At 49.5% G+C, this 14,100-nt stretch carries 15 protein-coding genes; 9 read left to right on the top strand and 6 right to left on the bottom strand.

Annotated features, from left to right (window positions below; all coding sequences use genetic code 11):
- Positions 1–110: 110 nt before the first annotated feature.
- The 3 genes from FQ015_RS03165 to FQ015_RS03155 all read right to left on the bottom strand — a co-directional run bounded on the left by FQ015_RS03165 (position 111) and on the right by FQ015_RS03155 (position 1,687).
- Positions 111–1,010 (bottom strand): hypothetical protein, encoded by a 900-nt coding sequence (locus FQ015_RS03165; protein ID WP_160523698.1) that lies wholly within the window; start codon positions 1,008–1,010, stop codon positions 111–113.
- Between the two features lie 81 nt (positions 1,011–1,091).
- Entirely contained in the window at positions 1,092–1,457 is a 366-nt protein-coding gene (locus tag FQ015_RS03160; RefSeq protein WP_160523697.1) for a hypothetical protein, read from the bottom strand.
- Between the two features lie 50 nt (positions 1,458–1,507).
- Positions 1,508–1,687 (bottom strand): YoaH family protein, encoded by a 180-nt coding sequence (locus FQ015_RS03155; protein ID WP_000457334.1) that lies wholly within the window; start codon positions 1,685–1,687, stop codon positions 1,508–1,510.
- A 73-nt stretch (positions 1,688–1,760) separates the two neighbouring features.
- Here FQ015_RS03155 and pabB point away from each other — a divergent pair, with 73 nt between their 5' ends.
- The 4 genes from pabB to FQ015_RS03135 all read left to right on the top strand — a co-directional run bounded on the left by pabB (position 1,761) and on the right by FQ015_RS03135 (position 6,981).
- The gene (gene pabB, locus FQ015_RS03150) at positions 1,761–3,122 is read left to right on the top strand and encodes an aminodeoxychorismate synthase component 1 (protein ID WP_160523696.1); all 1,362 of its coding nucleotides are present in this window, start codon (positions 1,761–1,763) and stop codon (positions 3,120–3,122) included.
- A gap of 3 nt (positions 3,123–3,125) precedes the next feature.
- Positions 3,126–3,704 (top strand): CoA pyrophosphatase, encoded by a 579-nt coding sequence (locus FQ015_RS03145; protein ID WP_000456733.1) that lies wholly within the window; start codon positions 3,126–3,128, stop codon positions 3,702–3,704.
- Positions 3,705–3,887: 183 nt separating this feature from the next.
- Positions 3,888–5,252, top strand: a complete 1,365-nt coding sequence (gene sdaA, locus FQ015_RS03140; RefSeq protein ID WP_000624298.1) for an L-serine ammonia-lyase — start codon at positions 3,888–3,890, stop codon at positions 5,250–5,252.
- Between the two features lie 130 nt (positions 5,253–5,382).
- Entirely contained in the window at positions 5,383–6,981 is a 1,599-nt protein-coding gene (locus FQ015_RS03135) for an EAL domain-containing protein (protein ID WP_160523695.1), read from the top strand.
- A gap of 3 nt (positions 6,982–6,984) precedes the next feature.
- On the opposite strand, the gene yoaE is transcribed toward FQ015_RS03135, so the two are convergent.
- Both yoaE and FQ015_RS24490 read right to left on the bottom strand, forming a co-directional pair.
- Positions 6,985–8,541 (bottom strand): CNNM family cation transport protein YoaE, encoded by a 1,557-nt coding sequence (gene yoaE / locus FQ015_RS03130; RefSeq protein ID WP_000394976.1) that lies wholly within the window; start codon positions 8,539–8,541, stop codon positions 6,985–6,987.
- The gene (locus tag FQ015_RS24490; RefSeq protein WP_269218577.1) at positions 8,529–8,687 is read right to left on the bottom strand and encodes a protein YoaL; all 159 of its coding nucleotides are present in this window, start codon (positions 8,685–8,687) and stop codon (positions 8,529–8,531) included. Before FQ015_RS24490 ends, yoaE begins: the two co-directional genes overlap by 13 nt.
- Before the next feature lie 316 nt (positions 8,688–9,003).
- Between FQ015_RS24490 and manX the strand changes: the two genes are divergently transcribed.
- The 5 genes from manX to mntP all read left to right on the top strand — a co-directional run bounded on the left by manX (position 9,004) and on the right by mntP (position 13,210).
- Complete coding sequence (gene manX / locus FQ015_RS03125; RefSeq protein ID WP_000150550.1) at positions 9,004–9,975, top strand: PTS mannose transporter subunit IIAB; 972 nt, start codon at positions 9,004–9,006, stop codon at positions 9,973–9,975.
- A 62-nt stretch (positions 9,976–10,037) separates the two neighbouring features.
- Complete coding sequence (gene manY, locus FQ015_RS03120; protein WP_000406926.1) at positions 10,038–10,838, top strand: PTS mannose transporter subunit IIC; 801 nt, start codon at positions 10,038–10,040, stop codon at positions 10,836–10,838.
- Positions 10,839–10,850: 12 nt separating this feature from the next.
- Positions 10,851–11,702 carry a PTS mannose transporter subunit IID gene (gene manZ, locus FQ015_RS03115; protein ID WP_000228655.1) on the top strand — a complete coding sequence of 284 codons (852 nt, stop codon included), beginning with the start codon at positions 10,851–10,853 and terminating at the stop codon, positions 11,700–11,702.
- A gap of 54 nt (positions 11,703–11,756) precedes the next feature.
- A complete protein-coding gene (locus FQ015_RS03110) occupies positions 11,757–12,215 on the top strand; it encodes a DUF986 family protein (RefSeq protein ID WP_000156262.1) in 459 nt (152 codons plus the stop codon).
- Between the two features lie 428 nt (positions 12,216–12,643).
- The gene (gene mntP, locus FQ015_RS03105; RefSeq protein WP_001296134.1) at positions 12,644–13,210 is read left to right on the top strand and encodes a manganese efflux pump MntP; all 567 of its coding nucleotides are present in this window, start codon (positions 12,644–12,646) and stop codon (positions 13,208–13,210) included.
- Here the strand turns inward: mntP and rlmA are convergent.
- Positions 13,207–14,016 (bottom strand): 23S rRNA (guanine(745)-N(1))-methyltransferase, encoded by an 810-nt coding sequence (gene rlmA / locus FQ015_RS03100; RefSeq protein ID WP_115738688.1) that lies wholly within the window; start codon positions 14,014–14,016, stop codon positions 13,207–13,209. The two genes, mntP and rlmA, sit on opposite strands and share 4 nt — an antisense overlap.
- Positions 14,017–14,100: the final 84 nt, after the last annotated feature.

Genomic DNA, 14,100 nt, shown 5'->3' with positions numbered 1-14,100 from the left:
ACAGAAAAGCGTCCATTTTTTCGCCAATATACAACTCACTTGTTCTTCTTTTTTATCAGTGCGTCCATTGTAATCTCGGGTGCAAGAAGCACAGGGATAGTACAGACGTATCAATAAAACATCGACGGCGCGATCTCCCCATAATAGAGTTCTCTTTCAGTCTTTACCAAAACCCATTTTCCGCGCATCTTCCTGAAAATCGGGGCGATTTGTTGCCCATCAGGCTGTGTAAATACCACATCATCATATTTTTTAAATCGCTGTCCGTCTTGCCTGAATACAGAAAAGGCATAAGGTTGTTGATAGCCGTTATCAGCAATGATCCACGGTAAACAAACAGCAAAAGAACTCATCCCTTCAACGGGAATTTCATATCGTGTGAAGGTATTGTTTTTGATATGAACAAGTTCATAATCCGTATAATAATAAAACCAGACTGATGTCGCATTTTCAACATTTAAGGCATAACAATCAAAAATACAACACTCATTCTGTTCCCATAAAACATTACCGTAGAGATCATATTTTGCCAGGCCGTTTTGTCCCATAGGGATCTGCCAGCCATAATTTCCAAAGACACCTTCATCAAAGTAGCTTACCCATATTTCACCCTTTTCTGTAACACTTACATCCTCGATACCATCGCCCAATGTAAATCGCCGTACCAGTCTTCCATCCATGGTGTAAATGGCTGCATTTTTCTCCCCCTCGCCATTTTCAAACCGGCTCCGGGCACCTACTAATAAAATATGTTGGTTGTCAATAATCTGTACTTTGTGGAAATTATAAGTATCCTGAATATTAATCGTTTTCGCATAATGGGGTTTTCTTCCATATAATGTAATATACCAGGTTCTTTCCTCCGTTATTGTCGAAACAAACATTCCCTGGATACGTTCAGGTATCTGATCCACTTCCAGTACAGATATTTGCCCATTAAAACTGAGGGAACAAGAAACAAATTCACCGCAAGGCTGATAGCTCATTGCGGTTAAAGGAATATTTATCATTCACTACCTCCTGTATTATGATTTATTATTTTTATCAATAAATCATCCGTGAAAAAATTTACTTAAGTATGTATTACGGCTTTAAATATGACACGGAAACAGCCCATTGCAATAACAGGACCATAATACCTTCACCGCCCAGGATTGCTGATCCCCCATGACCATACGTTTGCTAATCAACTCAATATCATCAGATATTCTGGCGGAAATATCACTGTTTCCCGTTATACGAAAAGCTAATTTAAAATATCTCTCACGTAATGTATCTATTAGGTTAATCACTTCTTCAGAAAAGGCTCCTCGCTGGACGGCATTAAACTCACACATCCAGCGTTCATCAAATTGCGAGTCGTCCCTGAGATCCAGTGCGCTATCAACATTGAGTTGACTTAAAAAAGCAAAAAAATCCGGTTCCTCCAGGGCGGCTTTCACGCCCACCAACGCCACCAGACTTCCATAATAAATTCCCTCTCATACTTACGACCTGACGCATAACGTTACTCGTCTTCATCCTCAAAACGCGCCACGATTCGCTCGCCGGAATGGTTGGCACGCAGCTCTTCTGCCACCAACGCGATTGCCTGGCCGCTGCTCATCCCTTGTGCCATCAGCTCCTGGATCCGCTCGACGGCTTTTTGCTGCTGTTCATGGGTGAGTGAAGGTAAACCTGCAAACATTGTTAACTCCTGCTAAATTGTTAGCGCTAATTATTTCATGCTACCCGGCACATAGCCAGTAGAGTCAGGACTGATGAAGACGTTATCTCCCGCTGTGATTACTTTACCCTGGCGTCAGGACGCCGCTGAATTTTATTTCTCCCGCTTAAGTCACCTGCCGTGGGCGATGCTTTTACACTCCGGCTATGCCGATCATCCATATAGCCGCTTTGATATTGTGGTCGCCGAGCCGATTTGCACTTTAACCACTTTCGGTAAAGAAACCGTTGTTAGTGAAAGCGAAAAACGCACAACGACCACTGATGACCCGCTACAGGTGCTCCAGCAGGTGCTGGATCGCGCAGACATTCGCCCAGCGCATAACGAAGATTTGCCATTTCAGGGCGGCGCGCTGGGGTTGTTTGGCTACGATCTAGGCCGCCGTTTTGAGTCACTGCCAGAAATTGCGCAGCAAGATATCGTTCTGCCGGATATGGCTGTGGGTATCTACGACTGGGCGCTCATTGTCGACCACCAGCGTCAAACAGTTTCTTTGCTGAGTCATAATGATGTCAATGCCCGTCGGGCCTGGCTGGAAAGCCAGCAATTCTCGCCGCAGGAAGATTTCACGCTCACTTCCGACTGGCAATCCAATATGACCCGCGAGCTGTACGGCGAAAAATTTCGCCAGGTACAGGAATATCTGCACAGCGGTGATTGCTATCAGGTGAATCTCGCCCAGCGTTTCCATGCGACCTATTTTGGCGATGAATGGCAGGCATTCCTTCAGCTTAATCAGGCCAACCGCGCGCCATTTAGCGCTTTTTTACGTCTTGAACAGGGCGCGATTTTAAGCCTTTCGCCAGAGCGGTTTATTCTTTGTGATAATAGTGAAATCCAGACCCGCCCGATTAAAGGCACGCTACCACGCCTGCCCGATCCTCAGGAAGATAGCAAACAAGCAGAAAAACTGGCGAACTCAGCGAAAGATCGTGCCGAAAATCTGATGATTGTCGATTTAATGCGTAATGATATCGGTCGTGTTGCCGTAGCAGGTTCGGTAAAAGTACCAGAGCTGTTCGTGGTGGAACCCTTCCCTGCCGTGCATCATCTGGTCAGCACCATAACGGCGCAACTACCAGAACAGTTACACACCAGCGATCTGCTGCGCGCAGCTTTTCCTGGTGGCTCAATAACTGGAGCACCGAAAGTACGGGCTATGGAAATTATCGACGAACTGGAACCGCAGCGACGCAATGCCTGGTGCGGCAGCATTGGCTATTTGAGCTTTTGCGGCAACATGGATACCAGCATTACTATCCGCACGCTGACTGCCATTAACGGACAAATATACTGCTCTGCGGGCGGTGGAATTGTCGCCGATAGCCAGGAAGAAGCGGAATATCAGGAAACTTTAGATAAAGTTAATAAGATATTACGCCAACTGGAGAAGTAAGACGTGGAATACCGTAGCCTGACGCTTGATGATTTTTTATCGCGTTTTCAACTTTTGCGCCCGCAAATTAACCGGGAAACCCTAAATCATCGTCAGGCTGCCGTGTTAATCCCCATCGTCCGTCGACCGCAACCGGGGTTGTTGCTGACTCAGCGTTCGATTCATCTGCGTAAACACGCCGGACAAGTGGCATTCCCTGGAGGTGCAGTCGATGACACGGACACATCAGTTATCGCCGCCGCGCTGCGCGAAGCTGAAGAAGAGGTCGCTATACCGCCTTCCGCCGTTGAAGTTATCGGCGTGCTGCCGCCCGTCGATAGCGTAACTGGCTACCAGGTAACCCCGGTGGTCGGCATTATCCCGCCCGATCTACCGTATCGCGCCAGTGAAGATGAAGTCTCCGCTGTGTTTGAAATGCCGCTCGCCCAGGCATTACATCTGGGTCGTTATCACCCTTTAGATATCTACCGCCGTGGCGATTCACATCGGGTATGGCTGTCCTGGTATGAACAGTATTTTGTATGGGGAATGACCGCAGGCATAATTCGTGAGCTGGCGCTGCAAATTGGTGTGAAACCCTGACTATACTTATCTTTACATCTACAAAACACTACTTGAGACAATCATCGCAATATTAGTTAAATCGCGGTTTTTGATTAGTTTAATTCATGTGAATAGTTAAGCCAGTCGCCGCGTTCCCTCTTACACTATGCGCTGTTATTCGTTCGTTACTGGAAGTCCAGTCACCTTGTCAGGAGTATTATCGTGATTAGTCTATTCGACATGTTTAAGGTGGGGATTGGTCCCTCATCTTCCCATACCGTAGGGCCTATGAAGGCGGGTAAACAGTTCGTCGATGATCTGGTCGAAAAAGGCTTACTGGATAGCGTTACTCGCGTTGCCGTGGACGTTTATGGTTCACTGTCGCTGACGGGTAAAGGCCACCACACCGATATCGCCATTATTATGGGTCTTGCAGGTAACGAACCTGCCACCGTGGATATCGACAGTATTCCCGGTTTTATTCGCGACGTAGAAGAGCGCGAACGTCTGCTGCTGGCACAGGGACGGCATGAAGTGGATTTCCCGCGCGACAACGGGATGCGTTTTCATAACGGCAACCTGCCGCTGCATGAAAACGGTATGCAAATCCACGCCTATAACGGCGATGAAGTCGTCTACAGCAAAACTTATTATTCCATCGGCGGCGGTTTTATCGTCGATGAAGAACACTTTGGTCAGGATGCCGCCAACGAAGTGAGCGTGCCGTATCCGTTCAAATCTGCCACCGAACTGCTCGCGTACTGTAATGAAACCGGCTATTCGCTGTCTGGTCTCGCTATGCAGAACGAACTGGCGCTGCACAGCAAGAAAGAGATCGACGAGTATTTCGCGCATGTCTGGCAAACCATGCAGGCATGTATCGATCGCGGGATGAACACCGAAGGCGTACTGCCAGGCCCGCTGCGCGTGCCGCGTCGTGCGTCGGCCCTGCGCCGGATGCTGGTTTCCAGCGATAAACTGTCTAACGATCCGATGAATGTCATTGACTGGGTAAACATGTTTGCGCTGGCAGTTAACGAAGAAAACGCCGCTGGTGGTCGTGTGGTAACTGCGCCAACCAACGGTGCTTGTGGCATTGTTCCGGCAGTGCTGGCTTATTATGACCACTTTATTGAATCGGTTAGCCCGGACATCTATACCCGTTACTTTATGGCTGCGGGCGCGATTGGTGCACTGTATAAAATGAACGCCTCTATTTCCGGTGCGGAAGTCGGTTGCCAGGGCGAAGTGGGTGTTGCCTGTTCAATGGCTGCTGCGGGCCTTGCCGAGCTGTTGGGCGGTAGCCCGGAACAGGTTTGTGTGGCAGCGGAAATTGGCATGGAGCACAACCTCGGTCTGACCTGTGACCCTGTTGCAGGGCAAGTTCAGGTGCCGTGCATTGAACGTAACGCCATTGCGTCAGTCAAGGCGATTAACGCCGCGCGGATGGCCCTGCGTCGCACCAGCGCGCCGCGCGTCTCGCTGGATAAAGTTATCGAAACGATGTACGAAACCGGTAAAGACATGAACGCCAAGTACCGCGAAACGTCTCGTGGTGGTCTGGCAATTAAAGTCCAGTGTGACTAATACTTTATCCTCGCCCATCTGCAACGGATGGGCGAATTTATCCCCGCTTTCTCGTCTGCTGTAATTTTCCCCACTACACTTCCACTGTTGCGTCAGGCGTTTGTCGCCATACGCTTACAGGGTGGCCCGCATGCAAAAAGCACAACGGATCATTAAAACCTATCGCCGTAATCGAATGATTGTTTGTACGATTTGTGCACTCGTTACGCTCGCTTCGACCCTGAGCGTGCGATTTATTTCACAGCGTAACTTAAATCAACAACGGGTAGTACAATTCGCCAATCACGCTGTAGAGGAATTAGATAAAGTACTGCTTCCCCTACAGGCAGGTAGCGAAGTCTTACTTCCGCTAATTGGTCTGCCCTGCTCTGTCGCCCATTTGCCATTACGTAAACAGGCGGCAAAACTCCAAACTGTGCGATCCATTGGCCTGGTGCAAGACGGCACACTTTATTGCTCCAGCATTTTTGGTTATCGCAATGTGCCCGTCGTGGACATTCTGGCTGAACTTCCTGCACCGCAACCACTTTTACGACTGACGACCGACCATGCCCTGATTAAAGGCAGTCCGGTTTTGATTCAATGGACGCCTGCAGCGGGCAGTAGCAATGCTGGGGTCATGGAGATGATCAACATCGACTTACTGGCGGCAATGCTGCTTGAGCCACAACTGCCGCAAATCAGTAGCGCCAGCCTGACGGTGGACGATCGGCATTTGCTCTATGGTAATGGGCTGGTAGATTCCCTTCCGCAACCTGAAGACAATGAAAACTATCATGTTTCTTCGCAACGCTTTCCTTTTACCATTAACGTTAATGGTCCGGGGGCTACGGCGCTGGCATGGCACTATCTTCCAACACAATTACCGCTGGCGGTGCTGCTAAGTTTACTTGTGGGCTATATCGCCTGGCTGGCGACCGCTTACCGGATGAGTTTTTCCCGTGAAATCAATCTGGGCCTGGCGCAACATGAGTTCGAATTGTTCTGCCAGCCTTTGCTTAATGCGCGCAGCCAGAAATGTATTGGTGTAGAGATTTTGCTGCGCTGGAACAATCCACGTCAGGGATGGATTTCACCGGATGTGTTTATTCCTATCGCGGAAGAACATCATTTAATTGTGCCACTGACCCGCTATGTGATGGCAGAAACCATCCGTCAGCGGCATGTTTTCCCAATGAGTAGTCAGTTTCATGTTGGCATTAACGTCGCACCCAGCCATTTTCGCCGTGGTGTGCTGATAAAAGATCTCAATCAGTACTGGTTTAGCGCTCACCCGATTCAGCAACTGATCCTCGAAATCACCGAACGCGATGCCTTACTGGATGTTGATTATCGGATTGCCCGCGAGCTGCATCGTAAAAACGTCAAACTGGCGATTGATGACTTCGGCACCGGCAACAGTTCATTTTCCTGGCTTGAAACATTACGTCCTGACGTGCTGAAAATTGATAAGTCATTTACCGCAGCTATAGGTTCTGACGCGGTTAACTCGACGGTGACCGATATCATCATCGCACTGGGGCAAAGACTGAATATTGAACTGGTGGCGGAGGGTGTGGAAACACAAGAACAGGCGAAGTATTTGCGCCGTCATGGCGTGCATATTTTGCAAGGGTATTTGTACGCACAGCCGATGCCGCTACGTGATTTTCCCAAATGGCTGGCGGGCAGCCAACCGCCGCCCGCCCGGCATAATGGACATATAACACCCATTATGCCATTACGTTAACACTTACTCATCTTCATCGTGCGCCGGTTGCTCTTTAACAATGCGGACCAGATCAACACGATAATCATTAGCTTCAATGATGGTAATATGCAGTGGCCCAACATCAATCACATCTCCCACACGCGGAATGTGACCATTTGCCGAGATCACCAGGCCCGCGACCGTCGCGATATCATCGTCATCGGCAAGGTGTTCAACATCAAGCGCCTGCTGCAAGGCATGCAAATCTGTACCGCCTTTTACCAGCCAGCCGTCACCGTCGGTAATGATTTCCGGCGTTTCATCAGCGTCCGGGAATTCACCCGCAATGGCTTCCAGCACATCCAGCGGCGTGACCAGGCCTTGTACCACGCCAAACTCGTTGGTCACGATAACAAAGCTCCCGCGAGCACGACGCAGCACGCCCAGCAGGTTGATCGGGTCGAGGGTTTCCGGAACGATAATTGCCGGAGACGCCGAAGCAATCGCCGCCACATCAACGCCCTCTTCCAGCGCCACCAGCAGTTCTTTGGCACGTACGATACCGATGATTTCATCCAGTTCACCGCGACATACCGGGAACAGACTGTGCGGTGAAGAGAGCAGCTGCTCACGGATTTCATCCACCCCGAGATTAGCGTCAACCCAACTTATTTCACCGCGCGGCGTCATGATCCCGCGCAGAGAACGCGACGCCAGCGTCAGTACGCCGTTAATCATGTAACGTTCTTCTTCGGCAAACGCACCTTCCGGTACCGGGATAGGCATCGGGTTATCGGCATCGTGCTGAACATTGGCCTGACGTTTCCCCCCCATCAAACGCAGGATGGCATCGGCAGTACGCGCACGCAGCGGCAAAGTCGACTGGTGACGAATAAAGTTGCGACGCGCAATCTGGTTAAACACTTCGATGATGATCGAGAAGCCAATCGCGGCATACAGGTAACCTTTCGGAATGTGGAAACCGAAACCTTCTGCCACCAGACTCAGACCAATCATTAACAGGAAGCTCAGACAGAGCACCACTACCGTTGGATGCTGATTAACAAATCGCGTCAGCGGTTTCGATGCCAGCAACATGACCGCCATCGCAATCACTACCGCCGCCATCATCACTGGCAGATGGTTAACCATCCCTACTGCCGTAATTACCGCATCCAACGAGAAGACGGCGTCAAGGATGACGATCTGTGTGACGACCACCCAGAAACTGGCGTAGCCTTTACCGTGGCCGGAATCATGATCGCGGTTTTCCAGCCGTTCATGCAGTTCGGTTGTCGCTTTAAACAGCAAGAATATCCCCCCGAACAACATAATCAGGTCGCGTCCGGAGAAGGAGAAATCCATGACGGTAAAGAGCGGTTTGGTCAGCGTGACCATCCATGAAATCAGCGACAGCAGCCCCAGACGCATAATCAGCGCCAGTGATAATCCCAGCAAACGCGCTTTATCACGTTGTTTTGGCGGCAGTTTGTCAGCAAGAATGGCGATGAAGACCAGGTTATCGATACCCAGCACAATTTCGAGAACAACAAGCGTGAGTAGCCCCGCCCAAATTGAGGGGTCCATTAAGAATTCCATGACAAGCTCCTGCTTAAGGAATAGCTATTCGGCGCCAGAAATAATGCAGGCGTAACGACAAAAGGCAAACGAAAGGTGCGGCATAAAGTGCCAGAAAAGCAGGCGTTAAAAGGCCTGATGCTGAAATGACGTCGGTGACGATCCATACTGCGGGCTACTGCCCTATACTCCATGGTTGTTAAACGGGAGTTAAACATATCAGAGACACATCTGATTTGGCAAAGATTTACCTTCCTTTGCAAACGAATGTGACAAGGATATTTTACCTTTCGAAATTTCTGCTAATCGAAAGTTAAATTACGGATCTTCATCACATAAAATAATTTTTTCGATATCTAAAATAAATCGCGAAACGCAGGGGTTTTTGGTTGTAGCCCTTATCTGAATCGATTCGATTGTGGACGACGATTCAAAAATACATCTGGCACGTTGAGGTGTTAACGATAATAAAGGAGGTAGCAAGTGACCATTGCTATTGTTATAGGCACACATGGTTGGGCTGCAGAGCAGTTGCTTAAAACGGCAGAAATGCTGTTAGGCGAGCAGGAAAACGTCGGCTGGATCGATTTCGTTCCAGGTGAAAATGCCGAAACGCTGATTGAAAAATACAACGCTCAGTTGGCAAAACTCGACACCACTAAAGGCGTGCTGTTTCTCGTTGATACATGGGGAGGCAGCCCGTTCAACGCTGCCAGCCGCATTGTCGTCGACAAAGAGCATTATGAAGTCATTGCAGGCGTTAACATTCCAATGCTCGTGGAAACGTTAATGGCCCGTGATGATGACCCAAGCTTTGATGAACTGGTGGCTCTGGCAGTAGAAACAGGCCGTGAAGGCGTGAAAGCACTGAAAGCCAAACCGGTTGAAAAAGCCGCGCCAGCACCCGTTGCCGCAGCACCAAAAGCGGCTCCAACTCCGGCAAAACCAATGGGACCAAACGACTACATGGTTATTGGCCTTGCGCGTATCGACGACCGTCTGATTCACGGTCAGGTCGCCACCCGCTGGACTAAAGAAACCAATGTCTCCCGTATTATTGTTGTTAGTGATGAAGTGGCTGCGGATACCGTTCGTAAGACACTGCTCACCCAGGTTGCACCTCCGGGCGTAACAGCGCACGTGGTTGATGTCGCCAAAATGATTCGCGTCTACAACAACCCGAAATATGCTGGCGAACGCGTAATGCTGTTATTTACCAACCCTACAGATGTAGAGCGTCTCGTTGAAGGCGGCGTGAAAATCACCTCTGTTAACGTTGGTGGTATGGCATTCCGTCAGGGTAAAACCCAGGTGAATAACGCGGTTTCGGTTGATGAAAAAGATATCGAGGCGTTCAAGAAACTGAATGCGCGCGGTATTGAGCTGGAAGTCCGTAAGGTTTCCACCGATCCGAAACTGAAAATGATGGATCTGATCAGCAAAATCGATAAGTAACGTATTGTGTTGATTATCACTCAGTTTTCACACTTAAGTCTTACGTAAACAGGAGAAGTACAATGGAGATTACCACTCTTCAAATTGTGCTGGTATTTATCGTAGCCTGTATCGCAGGTATGGGATCAATCCTCGATGAATTTCAGTTTCACCGTCCGCTAATCGCGTGTACCCTGGTGGGTATCGTTCTTGGCGATATGAAAACCGGTATTATTATCGGTGGTACGCTGGAAATGATCGCGCTGGGCTGGATGAACATCGGTGCTGCAGTTGCGCCTGACGCCGCTCTGGCTTCTATCATTTCTACCATTCTGGTTATTGCAGGTCATCAGAGCATTGGTGCGGGTATCGCACTGGCAATCCCTCTGGCTGCTGCAGGTCAGGTACTGACCATCATCGTTCGTACTATTACCGTTGCTTTCCAGCACGCTGCGGATAAGGCTGCAGATAACGGCAACCTGACAGCGATTTCCTGGATCCACGTTTCTTCTCTGTTCCTGCAAGCAATGCGTGTGGCTATTCCAGCCGTCATCGTTGCGCTGTCTGTTGGTACCAGCGAAGTACAGAACATGCTGAATGCGATTCCGGAAGTGGTAACCAATGGTCTGAATATCGCCGGTGGCATGATCGTGGTGGTTGGTTATGCGATGGTTATCAACATGATGCGTGCTGGCTACCTGATGCCGTTCTTCTACCTCGGCTTCGTAACCGCAGCATTCACCAACTTTAACCTGGTTGCTCTGGGTGTGATTGGTACTGTTATGGCAGTGCTCTACATCCAACTTAGCCCGAAATACAACCGCGTAGCCGGTGCGCCTGCTCAGGCAGCTGGTAACAACGATCTCGATAACGAACTGGACTAACAGGTGAGCGAAATGGTTGATACAACTCAAACTACCACCGAGAAAAAACTCACTCAAAGTGATATTCGTGGCGTCTTCCTGCGTTCTAACCTCTTCCAGGGTTCATGGAACTTCGAACGTATGCAGGCACTGGGTTTCTGCTTCTCTATGGTACCGGCAATTCGTCGCCTCTACCCTGAGAACAACGAAGCTCGTAAACAAGCTATTCGCCGTCACCTGGAGTTCTTTAACACCCAGCCGTTCGTGGCTGCGCCGATTCTCGGCGTAACCCTGGCGCTGGAAGAACAGCGTGCTAATGGCGCAGAGATCGATGACGGTGCTATCAACGGTATCAAAGTCGGTTTGATGGGGCCGCTGGCTGGTGTAGGCGACCCGATCTTCTGGGGAACGGTACGTCCGGTATTTGCAGCGCTGGGTGCCGGTATCGCGATGAGCGGCAGCCTGTTAGGTCCGCTTCTGTTCTTCATCCTGTTTAACCTGGTGCGTCTGGCAACCCGTTACTACGGCGTAGCGTATGGTTACTCCAAAGGTATCGATATCGTTAAAGATATGGGTGGCGGCTTCCTGCAAAAACTGACGGAAGGGGCGTCTATTCTCGGCCTGTTTGTCATGGGGGCATTGGTTAACAAGTGGACACATGTCAACATCCCGCTGGTTGTCTCTCGCATTACTGACCAGACGGGCAAAGAACACGTTACCACTGTCCAGACTATTCTTGACCAGTTAATGCCGGGCCTGGTACCGCTACTGCTGACCTTTGCTTGTATGTGGCTGCTGCGCAAAAAAGTTAATCCGCTGTGGATCATCGTTGGCTTCTTCGTCATCGGTATCGCGGGGTATGCTTGCGGCCTGCTGGGACTGTAAGACTGTTGTACACTACCGGGGCCTTTTGGCCCCGTTTTTTTATCTGGAGGATTAATGACAATCACGGACCTGGTACTGATTCTTTTCATCGCCGCACTCCTGGCCTTCGCGATCTACGATCAGTTCATCATGCCCCGCCGTAACGGCCCCACCCTGCTGGCAATTCCTTTGCTCCGACGTGGCCGCATCGACAGCGTTATCTTCGTAGGACTGATTGTCATTCTTATCTATAACAACGTCACGAATCATGGCGCGCAAATAACGACATGGTTATTAAGTGCACTGGCTCTAATGGGGTTTTATATTTTCTGGATCCGCGTTCCGAAGATCATCTTTAAACAAAAAGGTTTTTTCTTCGCCAATGTCTGGATTGAATATAGTCGAATTAAAGCGATGAACTTGTCTGAAGATGGCGTGTTGGTGATGCAATTAGAACAGCGCCGGCTGTTAATCCGCGTTCGAAATATCGACGACCTGGAGAAAATTTATAAACTTCTTGTTTCCACTCAATAAGTTATGAATTTAGCCAAAGCTATGTTTGCTGTATTTTAAATAATCAGACATAGCTTAGGCTATATTATCCCATCCCTTATTTGTTATTTATTTTAACGTTTCATTGATATATAAATCTAAATGAAAATCGTTATCAATTAACTGCTGAAATAATATATCCCAACAGTTGTTTTATATTCTAAAAATATGTTAATGTTGCGCCCTCATTTGGGGAGTAGCCGATTTCCAGATTCCGGAAATGTACGTGTCAACATACTCGTTGCAAAACGTGGCACGTACGGACTGAACACTTTCAGTCAGGCGAGACCATATGCACATCAATCGCTATGCCTGCATGAACGCGAAAACCATCGCGGTTTGTTGTTCATGTATGCATGTTTGCTGGGGGCGATGATGTGTTTTATGGATACCCCGGTCAGGACGTTGTCATGAATATCACTGCTACTGTTCTTCTTGCGTTTGGTATGTCGATGGATGCATTTGCTGCATCAATCGGTAAAGGTGCCACCCTCCATAAACCGAAATTTTCTGAAGCGTTGCGAACCGGCCTTATTTTTGGTGCCGTCGAAACCCTGACGCCGCTGATCGGCTGGGGAATGGGCATGTTAGCCAGCCGGTTTGTCCTTGAATGGAACCACTGGATTGCGTTTGTGCTGCTGATATTCCTCGGCGGGCGAATGATTATTGAGGGTTTTCGTGGTGCAGATGATGAAGATGAAGAACCGCGCCGTCGACACGGTTTCTGGCTACTGGTAACCACCGCGATTGCCACCAGCCTGGATGCCATGGCTGTGGGTGTTGGTCTCGCCTTCCTGCAGGTCAACATTATCGCGACCGCATTGGCCATTGGTTGTGCAACCTTGATTATGTCGACATTAGGGATGATGGTTGGTCGCTTTATTGGCTCAATTATTGGGAAAAAAGCAGAAATTCTCGGCGGGTTGGTGCTGATCGGCATCGGCGTCCAGATCCTCTGGACGCACTTCCACGGTTAATAAGAACGCTGCCAGAGGTGAATATTAAAGTCCGTCTGGCAGTCGAACACTTCTTTTGCTGCCAGTGTTTGCCAGACTTCTGGCTTCGCACGCCAGGCAAACGGCGTCATCTGCAATAATGCGACGGCTTCATCACCGCGAAGACGCATCGGATAACACAACTCAGCACTCTGCTGTAATGTAAAACCTTCCAGTTGTTCTGCATGAGGTGCATGAAGATGTACTTCATTGTAAATCAGCCCCTTCAGCTCCATCAAATGTCGCGGTCCCGGCGTAGCTGTAATGACCCAACCGCCGGGCTTCACTACGCGCGCTAATTCTTCTGCTTTACACGGCGCATAGATGCGAATAATGGCGTTCATGCTGGCATCGGCAAACGGCAAACGGTGACTGGAAGCGACACAAAAAGTGACCTGCGGATAGCGTTTTGCCGCAGCTTTGATCGCCACCTTCGAGACATCCAGACCAAACGTGGTGATTTCGGGCAACGCATCGGCAAATGCGTGTGTGTAATACCCTTCACCACAGCCGATATCCAGCACCGCCGTGGCCGTTTCATCAAGCTGTTCCCGCAGTTGGGCAACAATTGCATCACGCAGCGGCTGATAATGTCCGGCATCTAAGAATGCGCGGCGTGCTTGCATCATTTCCGCGCTGTCGCCCGGATCACGAGACCGTTTATGCTGAACGGGCAGCAGATTGACATACCCTTCTTTCGCCATATCAAACTGATGTCGCTGGGGACAGATATAGCTGTTTTTTTCACGCGAGAGAGGCTGATGGCAAAGTGGACAGGAAAACGACATGACAACTCCGGCAGGATACTAAAGGCCGCAAGTGTAACGCGAATCACGCGGCGGGCAAATATCCGAACGCCAGAAGCGAAGATA

Source organism: Escherichia sp. HH26CH, from assembly GCF_009820205.1.
GTDB classification, from domain to species: domain Bacteria; phylum Pseudomonadota; class Gammaproteobacteria; order Enterobacterales; family Enterobacteriaceae; genus Escherichia; species Escherichia coli_F.
The sequence above is the reverse complement of the archived record's forward strand: the minus strand, read 5'-3'. Positions and strand labels throughout refer to the sequence as shown.